Genomic DNA, 17,246 nt, shown 5'->3' on the forward strand with positions numbered 1-17,246 from the left:
GGGCCGGGCAGGGCCGGCCGTGCGCCCGAAAGGCGGACAGGCGGCGCGGACCTACGCGTCGTCTGTCCGCCTTTGTGCGTCCCCGGACGGCAGGCGTGTATCTTCCGGGCCGAGAGCCTCCGAAGGGACCAATCCGGTGAACAAGAAGCTTGCGGCCGCACTGTCGGGCAGTGCGGTACTGATGCTCGTCCTGTCCGGCTGCGGCGGGGACGACGGAGACGAGAAGGCCAACGCCTGGGCCAAGAAGGTCTGCGACCAGTGGCAGCCCGAACTCAAGAAGATCGAGACCGCCAACGCCGACATCAAGCGCGTGGCGACCGAGAGCAGCAAGCCCGACGAGGTCAAGCAGACGGACTCGGCGGCGTTCGCGACCATGTCCGAGTCGTACAAGACCATGGGCAACGCCCTGCAGCAGGCCGGGGTGCCACCGGTCAAGAACGGCTCCACGACCCAGGAGTCGGCCGTCAAGGGCTTCGAGGCGACCTCCAAGGGGTACGCCGACCTGAAGGCCAAGATGGACGCCCTCGACCCCGCGGACCAGACGAAGTTCGCCGACGGCCTCAAGGAGGTCGCCGGCGGCCTGCAGGAGGCGACGAAGGGCGGTCAGGACGCGCTCGCCACGCTCAACGCGGGCGGTCTGGACAAGGCCATCAACAACCAGAAGGGCTGCCAGGTCGCGACGACCTCGGCATCGCCCGAGTAGCCCGGCGCCCGAGTAACCCGGCCCGGTACGGGGCCACGGCGCCCCGAGGGTCCGGCGGTACGCCGTACGAAGTCCCGGGCGGCCGGGCCCCCGAGAGGGGGCACGGCCGCCCATTCGTACATCCGGGCCTGCGGTGACCGGCGGGACGGGCCCCAGCGGACACAATGGACGGGTGAGTACCACCAGCCTCCCCACGCCCGACCACGCCGCCGAACTTCGCAGCGCGATGCTGGCCGCCGGCTTCACCGCCGACGGATTGCTCGACCTGCTCGGCGCCCCCGCCTACGCCGCACTGGCCCGCAGCGAGACGGTCCCCGCCCTGCGCGCCACCAGGGGCGGCGGCGACGGCCCGCTCGCGACCCTGGTCCGGCTGTTCCTGCTCCAGCAGCCCGTGCCGTACGTGCACGCCGCGTCGGCGATGCCGGTCGATACCGCCCTGGCCGACGGCTGGCTGCGGCGCGGGGATGCCGCCGACGGCGAGGACACCGTGCACGCCACCGTCGACGTGCGTCCGTACGGCGGTCCGGACGGCGAGGACTGGTTCATCGTCTCGGACCTCGGCTGCGCCGTGGGCGGGGCCGGCGGGATCGGCAGCCGGGAGGAGGGCGTCGTCCTCGGCGTCGGCGGCGCCTCCACCACGCTGGCCGGGATCACCGTGCGCACCCCGGTCGGCTCCGCCCTCGACGTCGGCACCGGATCGGGCATCCAGGCGCTGCACGCCACCCGGCACGCGACGAGGGTCACCGCGACCGACGTCAACCCCAGGGCCCTCGGATTCACCCGTTTGACGCTGGCGCTCTCCGGGGCGCCGGAGGCCGAACTGCTCACGGGCTCGCTCTTCGAGCCGGTCGGCGGGGCGACGTACGACCTGATCGTGTCGAACCCGCCGTTCGTGATCTCCCCCGGCGCCCGGCTGACGTACCGCGACGGCGGGATGGGCGGCGACGACCTGTGCCGGACCCTGGTCCAGGAGGCGGGGGCGCGGCTCAACCCCGGAGGGTACGCGCAGTTCCTCGGCAACTGGCAGCACGTCGAGGGCGAGGACTGGCACGACCGGCTCCGCTCCTGGGTGCCGCGCGGCTGCGACGCCTGGATCGTCCAGCGCGACGTGCAGGACGTCACGCAGTACGCGGAGCTGTGGCTGCGCGACGCGGGCGACCACCGCACCGACCCCGCCGAGTACGCCCGGCGCTACGAGGACTGGCTGGACGAGTTCGAGGCCCGCAAGACCAGGAGCGTCGGCTTCGGATGGATCACCTTGCGCCGGTCGGACGCGGCCGAGCCCTCGATCGTGATCGAGGAGTGGCCGCACACGGTGGAGCAGCCGCTCGGCGAGGCCGTGCTCGCCCACTTCGCCCGTCAGGACTACCTGCGCGAGCACGACGACGCGGCCCTGCTGGAGGCCCACTTCACGCTGGTGGAGGAAGTGGTCCAGGAGCAGGTCGGCTCGCCCGGCGCGGAGGACCCCGAGCACGTCGTGCTCCGGCAGAACCGGGGCATGCGGCGCGCCACGAAGGTCGACACGGTCGGCGCGGGCTTCGCGGGAGTGTGTGACGGCTCACTGAGCGCCGGGCGGATCCTGGACGCCATCGCGCAGCTGATGCAGGAGGACCCCGTCGTGCTGCGGGACCGGACTCCGGAGGCCATCCGGCTGCTGGTCGAGCAGGGCTTCCTGGAGCCCGTGGTACGCCCCGGGCAGTAGGCGGCACCGTGATGTAACCCGGGGTTCGCCCGGCGTATCCCCGGGGCTGGCAGCGTGCGGTACAGCGGGGTCCGGGGGGAGTCCGAGAGCGGCCGGGGTGGGGGGAACGGCGCGGAGCGCGGTCCGGTGATCTTGGCCGGGTCGCGTCCCCGCTGTCCGGGGCCGCTGTGCAGGCCGGGACGGGAGCGCGCGCCAGCCGCCGTGCGCCGGTGGCCTCAGGCGTGTGCCCCGTCACGGTCGCACCCCTGCCTCCGCTTCTTCCGGCGCGGCTCCGCCGGCCTGCGGGGCCCGGCGCGGCGTAAGGTTCCGGCACTGCCGCGGGAGGCCTGCCGGGGGCGGTGGCACACGTGCCGTAAGCCGGTGCGGCACGGGTCGCGGGGGCGGGGCCAGACGGCCCCCGGGCCACTCGGCCCGGTGATCGGGAAGGGTCCGGCACGGCATCCGGGCGGCAGAAACGGCACTTGTCGGGTTACCGTTCGAGTGGCCGTTGCGGGCTTGTGCCGTTTGACACGGGGGCGGGTTGTACCGTCACACTCCGCAGCGTCGCCGTACTGCGACCGAGTGCCGACCGGAGAGAAGAGCCAAGTTGTCCCCGACTAGCGAGACCGCAAAGGGCGGCCGCCGACTCGTCATCGTCGAGTCCCCTGCCAAGGCGAAGACGATCAAGGGCTACCTCGGCCCGGGATACGTCGTCGAGGCGAGCGTCGGGCACATCCGCGACCTCCCGAACGGCGCGGCCGAGGTTCCCGACAAGTACACCGGCGAGGTCCGCCGCCTCGGTGTGGACGTCGAGCACGACTTCCAGCCGATCTACGTCGTCAACGCCGACAAGAAGGCCCAGGTCCGCAAGCTCAAGGAGCTGCTGGCCGAGTCCGACGAACTCTTCCTCGCCACCGATGAGGACCGCGAGGGCGAAGCCATCGCGTGGCACCTGCAGGAAGTCCTCAAGCCCAAGGTCCCCGTCCACCGGATGGTCTTCCACGAGATCACCAAGGACGCGATCCGCGACGCCGTCGCCAACCCGCGCGAGCTGAACCAGCGCATGGTCGACGCCCAGGAGACCCGCCGCATCCTCGACCGCCTCTACGGCTACGAGGTCTCGCCGGTCCTGTGGAAGAAGGTCATGCCGCGCCTGTCGGCCGGCCGGGTCCAGTCGGTGGCCACCCGCCTCGTCGTCGAGCGGGAGCGCGAGCGCATCGCCTTCCGCTCCGCCGAGTACTGGGACCTGACCGGCACCTTCTCCACCGGCCGCGCCGGGGACCCGTCCGACCCGTCCTCGCTGGTCGCCCGCCTGAACACGGTGGACGGCAAGCGCGTCGCCCAGGGCCGTGACTTCGGCGCGAACGGGCAGCTCAAGAGCGAGGTGCTGCACCTCGACGAGGCGAACGCCAGGGCCCTGGCCGCCGCGCTCGCGGACACCGCCTTCGCCGTCCGGTCGGTCGAGTCCAAGCCGTACCGCCGGTCCCCGTACGCGCCCTTCCGTACGACGACGCTGCAGCAGGAGGCCTCGCGCAAGCTGGGCTTCGGTGCGAAGGCGACGATGCAGGTGGCGCAGAAGCTGTACGAGAACGGCTTCATCACCTACATGCGTACGGACTCCACCACGCTGTCCGACACCGCGGTGGCGGCCGCCCGGGCGCAGGTCACCCAGCTCTACGGGGCCGGCTACCTGCCGGAGAAGCCGCGCGTCTACGCGGGCAAGGTCAAGAACGCGCAGGAGGCGCACGAGGCGATCCGCCCCTCGGGTGATCGTTTCCGCACCCCGGCCGAGACGGGCCTGACCGGCGACCAGTTCCGCCTGTACGAGCTGATCTGGAAGCGGACCGTCGCCTCCCAGATGAAGGACGCGACCGGCAACAGCGTCACCGTGAAGATCGGCGGCCGCGCCGCGGACGGCCGCGACGCCGAGTTCAGCGCGTCCGGCAAGACGATCACCTTCCACGGCTTCATGAAGGCGTACGTCGAGGGCGCGGACGACCCGAACGCCGAGCTCGACGACCGCGAGCGGCGCCTGCCGCAGGTCGCGCAGGGCGACGCGCTGGCCGCCGAGGAGATCACGGCGGACGGTCACGCGACCAAGCCGCCGGCCCGCTACACCGAGGCCTCGCTGGTCAAGGAGCTCGAAGAGCGCGAGATCGGCCGGCCGTCGACGTACGCGTCGATCATCGGCACGATCCTCGACCGCGGCTACGTCTTCAAGAAGGGCACGGCCCTCGTGCCGTCCTTCCTGTCCTTCGCCGTGGTCAACCTGCTGGAGAAGCACTTCGGCCGGCTCGTCGACTACGACTTCACCGCGAAGATGGAGGACGACCTCGACCGCATCGCGCGGGGCGAGGCCCAGTCCGTGCCGTGGCTGAAGCGCTTCTACTTCGGCTCCGAGGACGCCACCGAGGTCGTACCGGCCGACGGGGACCACCTCGGCGGCCTGAAGGAGCTGGTCACGGACCTGGGCGCGATCGACGCCCGGGAGATCTCCTCCTTCCCGGTCGGCGAGGGCATCGTGCTGCGCGTCGGCCGCTACGGGCCGTACGTGGAGCGGGGCGAGAAGGACGCCGAGGGCCACCAGCGCGCCGACATCCCCGACGACATGGCTCCGGACGAGCTGACGGTCGCCTACGCGGAGGAGCTCTTCGCGAAGCCGAGCGGCGAGTTCCAGCTCGGCAAGGACCCCGTCAGCGGCAACGAGATCGTCGCCAAGGACGGCCGCTACGGCCCGTACGTGACGGAGATCCTGCCCGAGGGCACGCCGAAGACCGGCAAGAACGCGGTCAAGGCGCGCACGGCCTCGCTCTTCAAGACGATGAGCCTGGACACGATCACACTCGACGACGCCCTGAAGCTGATGTCGCTGCCGCGCGTCGTCGGCGCGGACGCCGAGGGCCTGGAGATCACCGCCCAGAACGGCCGCTACGGCCCGTACCTGAAGAAGGGCACGGACTCGCGGTCCCTGGAGACCGAGGAGCAGCTCTTCACGATCACCCTCGACGAGGCCCTCGCCATCTACGCGCAGCCCAAGCAGCGCGGGCGGGCCGCGGCCAAGCCGCCGCTGAAGGAACTGGGCACGGACCCGGTCAGCGAGAAGCCGGTGGTGGTCAAGGACGGCCGCTTCGGGCCGTACGTCACGGACGGCGAGACGAACGCGACGCTGCGGCGGGACGACGACGTCGAGACGATCACGCCGGAGCGGGGCTACGAGCTGCTCGCGGAGAAGCGGGCGAAGGGCCCGGCCAAGAAGACGGCGAAGAAGACCGCCGCCAAGAAGGCCCCGGCGAAGAAGGCGGCCGCGACGAAGACGACGGCCGTGAAGAAGACCGCGGCCAAGAAGACGACGACCGCCAAGAAGACGGTCGCCAAGAAGACCGTCGCGAAGAAGACCGCGGCCAAGAAGACGGCCGCCGCCCCGGCCTCGGACGAGTAGCGCGGACGAGTAGCGGACGAGCAGCCGCCACGGGAGCCCCACGTGACGCGTGGGGCTCCCGTGTTTTCGTCCCGGTCCGTCCCCGGTCCGTCCCTGGCGCGTCCCCGGTCCGTCCCTGGCGCGCCCCTCGTGCGGGCCGGGCGGAAAGGTGGGTCCGGGGTCACACCCGGGCTCGTCCACAGGCCTCCGCAGTGGCCAGGCACAGCGGATAGGCTGGGCGGATGACGCGAGCCGAGCAGCCGGCGGTCGTGACCGCTCCGGCGAACCCCACCTACGACGAAGCCCTAGCCGCGGATTCCCGCGAGCGTGCGGTGCGCGCACTGCTGCGCACCCCCCGGCTGCGCCGCCTGTGGAGCGCCCAGCTGGTGAGCGGCATCGGTGATGCCCTCGCCCTGCTGGTGCTGGTTCTGCTGGCCCTTCAGGCAGCCGCCTCCGAGGGGGCCTTCGGCGGCGGAATCCGCGGTGCGGCCCTCGCCGTCGCCGCCGTCTTCGGCGTCCGGATCCTCGCCACCCTGCTCTTCGGCGCGGTCCTGCTCGGCCCGCTGGCCGGGCTCGTCGGCGCGAACGGCAAGCTGGACCGCCGCTGGACGATGATCGGAGCCGACGGGGTCCGCATCGGACTGTTCGTCGTCGCCCCGCTGTGGCTCGACTGGATCCCGGCCCACGCGCTCACCGCGCTGCTGGCCACCGTCTTCGTGTCCGGCGCCGCCGAGCGGCTGTGGACGCTGGCCAAGGAGAGCGCGGCCCCCGCCCTGCTGCCCGAGCCGCCGCCGGAGGGCGCCACCGTACGGCCGCTGCCGGACCACATGGACGCCCTGCGGCGCCTGACCCTGCGTACGGCCTTCGCGGCGCTCCCCGTCGCGGCGGCCGCACTGCTCGCGGCGACCCTCGTCGGCAAGGCGCTCGGCCTCGGCGTGGACTGGTTCGCCGCGAACCAGGCCGCCCTCGGCTCGTACGTGGCCGCCGGCCTCTTCGCCGCGTCGGTCTCGCTCCTGCTCCCGCTGGTGCTGCCCGACACGGCGACCCCCCGGCCGCGTTCCCCGCTGGAGGGGCTGCGCGCCCCCAAGACGGGAGACCGGCCGGACAAGGGCCGTACGGGGGCCATTCCCCTGCTGGTCCTGACCTGCGCCGCCGTCGCCGGAGCGGTCTCCGGCGCCGTCGCCGTGTCCGTCCTGCACGCCTTCGACCTGGGCGGGGGCCCGGCGGCCTTCGCGCTGTTCGTCCTCGCGCTGGTCGGCGGCACCGCCGCCGGTATCCGCGCCACCCAGGCAGGCAAGGTGCTGCCCGGGCTGTCCCGGCGCCGGCTGCTGGCCCTCGCCACAGCGGTGGCGGGCCTCGCACTGCTGCTGAGCGGCCTCGTCCCCGACATGGCGACCGTGCTGTTCCTGTCGCTGCTCGCCGGCACCGCCGCGGGCGTCGCGGCGAACACCGGCCACACCCTGCTGGACCAGGAGACCGAGGAGTTCCGCCGGGCCCGGATCACCGAGCACCTCCAGGCGGTCGTCAGGGTGGCCGTGGCCGTCGGGGCCGTCGCCGCGCCGGTCCTGGCCGCGGTGATCGGCCCGCACCGGCTCACCGGCGCCGAGGCCGTCCTCTCGCACGGCGGGGCGGCCTTCACCCTGATGCTCGTCGGCGCCCTGCTGCTGCCGGTCGCCGTCGTCGTGCTCACCAAGGCCGACGACCGCAGCGGCGTGCCGCTGCGGCGCGACCTGCGCGACGCGCTGCGCGGCGGGGAGCCCGTCCAGGCCCCCTCCACGACCGGATTCTTCATCGCGCTGGAGGGCGGGGACGGAGCCGGCAAGTCCACCCAGGTGAAGGCGCTCGCCGAGTGGATACGGGGCAAGGGACACGAGGTCGTCGTGACCCGGGAGCCGGGGGCCACCCCCGTCGGCAAGCGGCTCCGCTCGATCCTGCTCGACATCTCCTCGGCCGGGCTGTCGAACCGTGCCGAGGCCCTGTTGTACGCGGCGGACCGCGCGGAACACGTGGACACGGTGGTGCGCCCGGCCCTGGAACGCGGAGCGATCGTCATCTCCGACCGCTACATCGACTCCTCGGTGGCCTACCAGGGTGCCGGCCGCGACCTCTCCCCGACGGAGATCGCCCGGATCTCGCGCTGGGCGACCGACGGGCTCGTACCGAACCTGACCGTGCTGCTCGACGTGTCGCCGGAGGCCGCACGGGAACGCTTCACGGAGGCGCCGGACCGGCTGGAGTCGGAGCCGGCGGAGTTCCACCAGCGGGTCCGGTCCGGCTTCCTCACCCTCGCCGCCGCCGACCCCGGCCGGTACCTGGTGGTCGACGCCGGGCAGGACCCGGACTCGGTGACCACGGTCGTACGGCACCGCCTGGACCGGATGCTGCCGCTCTCCGAGGCCGAGGTGGCCGCGCAGGCGGAGGCCCGGCGCCTCGCCGAGGAGGAGGCCCGGCGCAAGGCCGAGGAGGAGGCGGCGCGCAAGGCGGAGGAAGCGCGGCTGCGGGCCGAGGAGGAAGCGCGCAAGGCCCGTGAGGCCGAGGAGGCACGGATCAGGGCCGAGGCCGAGGCCGCCCGCAAGGCGGAGGAGGAGCGGCTGCGGGCCGAGGAGGAGGCCAGGGCACGGGCCGAGGCCGAGCGGCTGCGCCTGGAGGCCGAGGCCAAGGCGCGCGCTGCGGAGGCCGAGCGGCTGCGCAAGCAGGCCGAGGAGGAGGCCCGGCTGCGGGCAGAGGCCGAGGAGCGGCGGCTGGAGAAGCAGCGGCGGGCCGAGGAGGCCCTGCTGAAGGCCGAGGAAGCGCGCCGGCTGGTCGAGGCGCAGGCGGCCGAGGCCGCGGCGAAGGCGGCGGCCGCGGCGGCCGCCGCCGAGGCCCGGGCCGCTGCCGCGGCGGCGGCCGAGGCACCAGCGGTTCCGGCCGCACCGGCGGCGGGTTCCGGAGCGGCGCCCGCACGCAGGGTCGACATGACGAAGGACGATCCGCACCCGGACGACGCGGTGACGATCGAGACCCCGGCGGTCAAGCGGGTCGTCCGCCCGGACGACGTCACCCAGACCGTCCCGGTGCCGAAGATCGATCCGGCGTCGGCGGCGTCGTCGTCGGCGTCCGCGGCGTCGGCCGTGGACGAGACGGCGGTGCTGCCTCCGGTGCGTCCCTTCGACGAGACGGCGGTGCTGCCGCCGGTGCGCCCGGACGCCCCTCAGGGCTCCGGCACGGGCAGCGGCTCCGGCAGCGCTGGCCCGGCCCGGTCCGCCACGCGGCCGACGGCCCGCCGCCCCGAGGAGGACCCGGCCGACCGGGTTCCGTCGGGCATCTTCCGGGACTCCGGCAACGACCGGACGCGGGAGCTCCCGGTCCTGGACGACGACGGCCGGCCGCGCCGTCCCCGGCCGGACTGGGCGGAGGAGACCCCGCTGGACGACCTGCCGACCCTGGCGGACGAGCTGCTGGGCCGCCGCCGGGACGACGAGTACGACGGCGAGGGTGACGCGGGCGACGAGGGCGAACGCGGGAAGCGCCGCCGCCGCTGACGCGGGTGGCGATGGCGGCGGTACGGGATTGTCGGTGGCGCCCGACACAATGGGTGCACGGAGAGTGAGAGGTGGTGGGCGGGATGCCCGTATGGGACGACCTGGTGGGTCAGGAGCGGGTCCAGACGCAGCTGGCCGCCGCCGCCCGCGATGCCGACGCGCTGGTCACGGCCGCCACGGAGGGGACCGCGCCGCCGACGGCTTCGAAGATGACCCACGCCTGGCTGTTCACGGGACCGCCGGGATCCGGGCGGGTCACGGCCGCCCGCGCCTTCGCGGCGGCCCTGCAGTGCACCAGCCCGGACCGCGCCCTCGGCGGTGAGCCGGGCTGCGGGTTCTGCGACGGCTGCCACACCACGATGGTCGGCACCCACGCGGACGTCTCCACCGTCGCCGCGGTCGGCAGCCAGATCCTCGTCGACGACATGCGGGACACCGTCCGCAAGTCCTACACGTCCCCCGCCACGGGACGCTGGCAGATCATCCTGGTCGAGGACGCCGAGCGGCTGAACGAGAAGTCCGCCAACGCGGTCCTCAAGGCCGTGGAGGAGCCCGCGCCCCGCACGGTCTGGCTGCTGTGCTCGCCCTCGCTGGAGGACGTGCTGCCCACCATCCGCTCCCGCTGTCGCCACCTCAGCCTCAGCACCCCCTCCGTCGCTGCCGTCGCCGACATGCTGGTGCGGCGGGACGGCGTCGAGCCGGCGGCGGCCCTGGCCGCCGCGCGGGCCACACAGGGGCACGTCGACCGCGCCCGCCGACTGGCCACGGACGAGGGAGCCCGCGAGCGCAGGGCGACGGTCCTGAGGCTCCCGCTCCGGGTGGACGACATCGGAGCCTGTCTGAAGGCCGCCCAGGAGCTGGTGGACGCCGCCGGCGAGGACGCCAAGCAGATGGCCGAGGAGGTCGACACCAAGGAGACCGAGGAACTCCGGGCCGCCCTGGGCGCCGCCGGGACGGGTGGGCGGATGCCGCGCGGCACGGCTGGTGTGATGAAGGAGCTGGAGGACAAGCAGAAGCGGCGCCGGACCCGCACCCAGCGCGACAGCCTCGACCTTGCCCTCACCGACCTGACCGGCTTCTACCGCGATGTCCTGGCCCTCCAGCTCGGTACCGCCATCGCCATCGCCAACGAGGACATACGGCAGGACCTGGAGCGCGTCGCCAAGGCCTCGGGGCCGGAGCGGACCCTGCGCCGGATCGAGGCGATCATCGCCTGCCGGGACGCCCTCGACCGCAACGTCGCCCCGCTCCTCGCGGTGGAGGCGATGACGATGTCGCTGCGCGCGGGCTGACCGGACGCCCCGTACCGGCCGCCGGCCCGCCCGGCTGGCGGGCTGCCCCGCCGGGCCGCCGCAGACCTGCTGCCGGGGCATCAGCGGCCCCGCCGCGGGCCGCCGCAGGGCTGCTGCCACGCCGCCACAGGCCACCGCCCGTGCCATTGCCGGGCCCTCGCGGGTCATCGCCGAGCGACCGCCGAGCGATCGCCGGGCCGCCGTCGGGCCGCCTCCGGGGTCATCGGGTGCCGACCCGGCTCACCCGTACGGGCGAACCGGCCGCCGGGGCCGGAGCGGGCCCGGTCCGTGCCTCGCCCGGCGAGCGCCACGGAAGGCCCGGGTCCTGCCGGCGGACAGGGCCCGCCCGCGCCCGCCGGCAGGACGTAGGCTCCGGGGATGGACACCAGTCGCGTGCTGCGTACCACCGGAACCGTGATCGCAGCAGCCGGGCTCCTGCTCTCCGGCTGCACCTCGGGCGGGCCGGAGACGCTCCGGACCGCCGCGTCCGCGAGAGGAGAGGCCGGGGGCACGCCGTCGGTGCCCCCGTCCCCCGACGCCGCCGCGATGCGCCCGTACTACGAGCAGAAGCTGACCTGGCGCGACTGCGGTGTCCCCGGATTCCAGTGCTCCACCATGAAGGCCCCGCTGGACTACGCGAACCCCGGGTCCGGCGAGGACGTGGACATCGCGGTGGCCCGCCGGGTGGCGACCGGTCCCGGCAAGCGGCTCGGTTCGCTGGTGGTCAACCCGGGCGGCCCCGGCGGCTCCGGCATCGGCTACCTCCAGGCGTACGCCGGCATCGGCTACCCCGCTCCGGTCCGCGCCCGGTACGACATGGTGTCCTTCGACCCGCGCGGCGTGCAACGCAGCAGCCCCGTCGAGTGCCTGACCGGCCCGGAGATGGACAAGTACACCCAGGTCGACCAGACGCCGGACGACGCGGCCGAGCGGGCCCGCCTGGTGGCGGCGTTCAAGGAGTTCGCGGCGGGCTGCGAGACCCGCTCGAAGCGGGTCCTGCCGCACGTCTCCACCGTCGACGCCGCCCGCGACATGGACCTGCTGCGTGCCGTCCTCGGCGACGGGAAGCTCAACTACGTCGGCGCCTCGTACGGCACCCTCCTGGGGGCGACGTACGCGAACCTCTTCCCGGACCGGGTCGGCCGGCTGGTCCTGGACGGCGCGATGGACCCCACGCGCCAGGCGCTGGATCTCAACCGGGACCAGACCGAGGGCTTCGAGACGGCCTTCACCTCCTTCGCCAAGGACTGCGCGCAGCAGCCCGACTGCCCGCTGGGCAACGGCAGCCCGGAGGAGGTGGCCGCCCGCCTGAAGGACTTCTTCCGCAAGCTGGACGCGCAGCCCGTGCCCAGCGGCGACGACAAGCGCCCGCTCGGCGAGGCCCTCGCGACGACCGGGGTGATCGCGGCGCTCTACGACGAGAACGCCTGGCCCCAGCTGCGCGAGGCGCTGGCCTCGGCGATGAACGGCGACGGAGCGGGCCTGCTGGGCCTGGCCGACAGCTACTACGAGCGCGGCGCGGACGGCGAGTACGCCAACCTGATGTTCGCGAACGCCGCCGTCAACTGCCTGGACCAGCCCGCTGCCTTCAAGGGCCCGGACGCGGTCGACGCGGCCCTCCCCTCCTTCCAGAAGGCCTCCCCCGTCTTCGGCGCCGGCCTGGCCTGGGCCGCCTTGAACTGCGCGTACTGGCCGGTGAAGCCCACGGGCCAGGCGGGGCCGCTGACCGCGAAGGGCGCCGCGCCGATCGTGGTGGTCGGCACCACCCGCGACCCTGCGACCCCGTACAAGTGGGCACAGGCACTCGCCGGCCAGCTCGCATCGGGCACCCTCCTCACCTACGACGGCGACGGCCACACGGCGTACGGACGCGGCAGCGACTGCATCGACTCCGCGATCAACCGCTACCTCCTTGAGGGCAAGCCCCCGGCGGACGGCAAGAAGTGCTGACCCGCCGCGCGAGTGCATGCCCCGTTGCCCGCACCGGGCCGCACCCGATGGCACACGCCCATGGGCAGCAGCGCGCAGCACGGTACGAGGACGACGCCTGCTTCGGCCGGTGGAAGTTCCGGAACTCCGGAGCACCTGAGGGACCGCACCCGGCCTCGTAGCGGCCCCCGCCGGCCGGCTCCGTGACCTGCGCCTCACCCACGCGGAACGTGGTTCGGGGCACCCGCCGGGACCCTGTAGACTTGGCGCCGCTGCTGATGAGCGATCCCTTCCAGGGGAATCCTTGTCTACCCAGCGGTGCCGCCTTAGCTCAGTTGGCCAGAGCAACGCACTCGTAATGCGTAGGTCTCGGGTTCGAATCCCGAAGGCGGCTCAGAGAAAGGCCAGGTCAGATACCTTCTGACCTGGCTTTTTCTGTTGCCCGGCGCAGGGTCGGGCCTGTGGCCTGGGTGCTGCAGGTTTGGTTGCGTGAGCGATGCGCGAGCGGAGGACGGATCTCAGCGCTGCGGGCCATGGGGTTGTCGCACGTTGGCAGCCCTAGTACTGCAACCGCATGTGGCGTGACGGTTGGCGCCGATGCTCGTTGTTGTGACTGTGTGATCAATCGCTGACGGTCGAGCAGATCGAGTCGTGGTCCGAGGGTGTAGCGGACCTGCATGCCCGGTTCGGGCATCGTTTTGGCAGGTCGGAGCCACGTGAACGGGCTCTGGACTACCTCAGGGGCCTGCTGGCGCCACTGGAGAGGAAAAACGGGTGGACGCTGGCCGAGCAGGTCGGCCAGCTCCGCCCGGACGGCGTGCAACGCCTGCTCAACCACTCCGAATGGGACGAGAACGCAGTCCGTGACGATATCCGGGACTTCGTTGTGGAGAGCATCGGGACGAAAGACGGCGTGCTCATCGGGGACGACACCGGGTTTCTGAAGAAGGGCACCAGGTCGGCAGGGGTGCAGCGGCAGTATTCCGGCACCGCTGGCCGCACCGAGAACTGCCAGATCGGCACCTTCCTCGCCTACGCATCCGGCAAAGGGCGGGCGTTGATCGACCGGGAACTCTACGTACCGAAGTCCTGGACGGACGACCGGGAACGCTGCCGGGCTGCCGGAATCGACGACACGGTGCCGTTCGCCACGAAGATCGAACACCTCAAGTGGATGCTGCAACGCGCCATCGACGCGGCCGTTCCCTTCGCCTGGGTCACCGCGGACGAGGCATACGGGCAGGTCAAACACTTTCGTGCCTGGCTGGAAGAGCGGCGGGCCGCGTATGTGCTGGCGACGAAGGTCAACGACACCGTGACCACCGCCGACGGCCAGGACACACGCGTCGACGAGTTGATCGCGGCCCTGCCGAAGCAGGCGTGGAAGCGGATCTCGGCCGGAGCCGGCGCCCATGGCCAGCGGATCTACCACTGGGCCCGCGTCGCGATCCGGCCCACCTGGGAGGGCGGCTTCGGGCACTGGGTGCTCGCCCGCCGCAACCTGTCCGACCCCACCGACATCGCCTACTACGTCTGCTACGGCCCGGTCACTTCCCGGCTGAAAGACCTGGTCAGGACCGCCGGAGCCAGGTGGGCGGTAGAGGAATGCTTCCAGACCGCGAAGGGTGAATGCGGGCTCGACCACTACCAGGTCCGGCTCTACCGGGCCTGGTACCGCCACATCACCCTCGCCATGGCCACCCTGGCCTACCTCACGGCCATCCGTGCCACAGAAGCCACAAAAGGGGCAGCGGAGACGACGAGCGAGACCTCATACCCCTCAGCGTCCCGGAGATCCGCCGGATGATCGGGCACGTCGTCCTCACGCCCCGCTGCCACACCAACGAGCACCGTCTGCACTGGTCACACTTCCGGCGCCGCAGCCAAGCCCGAGCCCGCCGCTGCCACTACCAACGACGGGGCCACGACACCCACATGCGGTTGCAGTACTAGGCGGAGTGAGCAGCCAGGTGCGGCGGGGTAGGCCGTGGCACAGCGGCGGCAGGCCACCGGGTGGCCCGCAGGTGTGGCTGCGATGTCGAGAACCTCCACGTCCACTCCCCCCGTGCATCGAGCCCTCGCAAGAGTCATCGGAATATTGCATTCCAATTTTCGTGGACCTGGACCATTTCAAGCCAAATTGCTATCGGGTTGAATTTTGGCCATCTCGAGGTTGACGCCCGCCGTCAGTGATCAAGGTCACAGATTTTATAACTCATTTGCGCACCCTCCGTTAGTCCTCTACGTTCAGGGCTGCCGATCAAGATCGCTTCGGAGAGCTCTAAGCAATGGGGGATTTGGAAATGCTCAAGATTCGCCGTGTCGCAACCGCCACAGCGGCTGCACTTATCACCATGGGTGTCATCGCTCCGGCTGCCTCGGCCGGCGGTAACTGGGACTACGGCACATCTCGCACAGTACTCAGCAACGGATATCTCTACACCTCGCTGAACAGCGGCACGGTCAGCGGCTGGAATGTGGACGACTGGTATCAGAAGACCGGTGGCGGGACCATCACGGCGCGCTTCGGATACACGTACCGTGGCTCTTCGAAGACGGGTGGGTGGTTCAGTCAGGGCGCGAACTCGACGAAGAGGGCCACATGGTCCAACCAGACGATTAACACCTGTGACTCCCTCGTTGGATGGCTCCAGGTCGATGGTCAGCAGACCTTCAACAACGCTCCGGTCACCGCCTGTTAAGCGCGGACCCATCGTCGTGCGGACTCGTTCGCAATGAGGTCCTCACGTACCCGATTCGCCGGCGCGACCCCAGGAATCATCGCATGATTCAAGCAATACTCAACGGCAATCAAGGAATTTTGGCAACCGCCATTATTTCCTCACTGACTGCAGCCCTGATGTTCTATTTCCTGGGGCGTCGACGCGGCGGGAAATCTGGACCCCTATGGGCGTCCGTAGGCGCAGCATCGGCGGTCGTGGTGACCGCCACTCTCTACCCCATCGCTCTCGGGGCTCCTGCCTCTGCGACCTGTGTCATCGAGCGCGATGTCATCTCGGGAACGTTCACGACCCAGGGGTTGATGAACGTTTTTCTCTTCGCCCCCTTGGCGGCCCTTGCCACCTGGGCAACCCGCCGCCCGGTGCCTATTGCCCTGGGCTGCGTCAGCCTCTCGGTGGTCATCGAGGTCACACAAGCGCTGACACCGGGCATCGGGCGGGCCTGTGACAGCGCCGACCTATGGGCCAACGGCCTCGGTGTCGCCTTGGGAGCCGGTCTCTCCACCGCTGTCCTGCGCCGACGCTACACCCGCGATGCCGGTGGTGCCCCCATCATCATCAGCCGCCGCCAGATCCGCCGGTCCCTCGTGGGCTTCGCCGCCGGAATCGCAGCGATCAGCCTCACTGCTTCCTTCACGATCACGTTCGTGATGGCGGAGGTCGCCTGGGCGAACAACGCCACGGACGAGCAGCGGGAGCTCGCCCGGGAGGTAGTCGCAGAGTTCTTTGGCGGACAGGCTCAGGTCAGAGACGTGCAGTACATGCCTGCTCCCCCCGGACGCCCCTCTCTGGTCTCGGCCAACACCGACCGCGGTGTTCTGGACATCGAGTTGCTGTCCCGAGAGGTAGTCTCCGGTGTACTCCAGCCGATCAGTGCGGCCCTCGACCCGGGTACGGCCCCTCTCGCCGACGAAGCGGCCCTGAGAATCAGCACCGAGTTCGTGCGTGATCACTTCCCCTGGGCTCTGACTGGCCGCACGCAGCTCACGGCTACCGGCCCGCAAGAAGCCTCCAAACTGGTCTCTTGGCGTTCCCACAAGGGTGGCGTACTTATGCCCATGCGGATGGACGTGGTTGTCGGCCCCGATCAATCGATCATCTCCTTCGCTGCACGCCACACGCCCGACCCTCCGTCGCTGCCCTCGCCTCGGCTCGACAGGCAACAAGCCCAGGCCATCGTGATCAGAGACTTCCCTGGCAAGAAGGTCGAACTCACCGACCTTCTAGCCCGCAGGGACAGCGCAGGCAACTGGCGCCCTTACTGGATCGTCAGCATCGGCTCTGTCGGAACATCAACCACCACTCCTTGGGACGGTGTGCCCCAAGACGGAGCACCCCAAGCCGGAGCCGGCAGGGACGGAACGCCTTCGCAGATCCTGTTTCTGGATGCCGTCACCGGCGCCGTAGGGCCGGCAAACCCCGAAGCGTGGGAATCGGACTGACAAAGGAGGTTCTTCGGGCTCTCGGACACCCAACGATGGATGCTTTCGAATCTCTGGATCTGTGGTTCCCGGCAGGGTACGTAACAAGCCTGACAAGTATCAGGGCCATCAGAGTCGCTTATCGGCTCGAATCGACTGGCTCGGGAAGCTCGGCCTTCCAGCGTCAAGCGCCATGGAATACCATCCTTGACCTCTGCCTGAATCGAGCCTCGGTACGCCAGTCCTTTTCGTGCCGAGTGTCTGTCGCCACCAACTGTCGCTCAAGTGAAACCAGAATGGGTAGAGTGCTTCATTCTGGAATGCCGTTCAAGAGTGGAAATCGGGAACGCGTTTCCCGGAATCCGGTATGCGCCCTGCCTCGGGTGTAAGTTTCGGCCGATCCGTAGGGTGTTATCCCCCTACTGCAGGTCGCCTGCTTGCCGGGAGGCCCATGCACCTACTGGTCGAACCATTTCTGGGGTGTGTGCGGGCATCCGTCGCAATACTCCAGAATTAGAATTCTGGCCTCCGGTTTGCCCG

9 protein-coding genes and 1 tRNA gene are annotated in these 17,246 nt (G+C 71.1%); all 10 read left to right on the forward strand.

Annotation, left to right across the window (positions count from 1 at the left end):
- The first annotated feature begins 136 nt into the window (after positions 1-136).
- Entirely contained in the window at positions 137-703 is a 567-nt protein-coding gene (locus ACIPXC_RS20520) for a small secreted protein (RefSeq protein ID WP_401620019.1), read from the forward strand.
- A 172-nt stretch (positions 704-875) separates the two neighbouring features.
- The gene (locus ACIPXC_RS20525) at positions 876-2,405 is read left to right on the forward strand and encodes a methyltransferase (RefSeq protein ID WP_401620021.1); all 1,530 of its coding nucleotides are present in this window, start codon (positions 876-878) and stop codon (positions 2,403-2,405) included.
- A 586-nt stretch (positions 2,406-2,991) separates the two neighbouring features.
- Entirely contained in the window at positions 2,992-5,823 is a 2,832-nt protein-coding gene (gene topA / locus ACIPXC_RS20530; RefSeq protein WP_401620024.1) for a type I DNA topoisomerase, read from the forward strand.
- Between the two features lie 221 nt (positions 5,824-6,044).
- Complete coding sequence (gene tmk, locus ACIPXC_RS20535) at positions 6,045-9,323, forward strand: dTMP kinase (protein ID WP_401620027.1); 3,279 nt, start codon at positions 6,045-6,047, stop codon at positions 9,321-9,323.
- A gap of 83 nt (positions 9,324-9,406) precedes the next feature.
- Positions 9,407-10,615, forward strand: coding sequence for a DNA polymerase III subunit delta' (locus ACIPXC_RS20540; RefSeq protein WP_401620030.1), 1,209 nt, complete (start codon positions 9,407-9,409; stop codon positions 10,613-10,615).
- A 378-nt stretch (positions 10,616-10,993) separates the two neighbouring features.
- Positions 10,994-12,565, forward strand: a complete 1,572-nt coding sequence (locus tag ACIPXC_RS20545) for an alpha/beta hydrolase (protein ID WP_401620033.1) — start codon at positions 10,994-10,996, stop codon at positions 12,563-12,565.
- A gap of 299 nt (positions 12,566-12,864) precedes the next feature.
- Positions 12,865-12,938 (forward strand) — tRNA-Thr (locus ACIPXC_RS20550).
- A gap of 249 nt (positions 12,939-13,187) precedes the next feature.
- Positions 13,188-14,351 (forward strand): IS701 family transposase, encoded by a 1,164-nt coding sequence (locus ACIPXC_RS20555; protein ID WP_401620119.1) that lies wholly within the window; start codon positions 13,188-13,190, stop codon positions 14,349-14,351.
- Positions 14,352-14,847: 496 nt separating this feature from the next.
- Positions 14,848-15,246, forward strand: a complete 399-nt coding sequence (locus ACIPXC_RS20560) for a hypothetical protein (protein WP_401620036.1) — start codon at positions 14,848-14,850, stop codon at positions 15,244-15,246.
- An 83-nt stretch (positions 15,247-15,329) separates the two neighbouring features.
- Positions 15,330-16,727 carry a VanZ family protein gene (locus ACIPXC_RS20565; protein ID WP_401620039.1) on the forward strand — a complete coding sequence of 466 codons (1,398 nt, stop codon included), beginning with the start codon at positions 15,330-15,332 and terminating at the stop codon, positions 16,725-16,727.
- Positions 16,728-17,246 lie beyond the last annotated feature (519 nt).

It is taken from the genome of Streptomyces sp. NPDC090021, assembly GCF_044748225.1.
Lineage (GTDB): Bacteria > Actinomycetota > Actinomycetes > Streptomycetales > Streptomycetaceae > Streptomyces.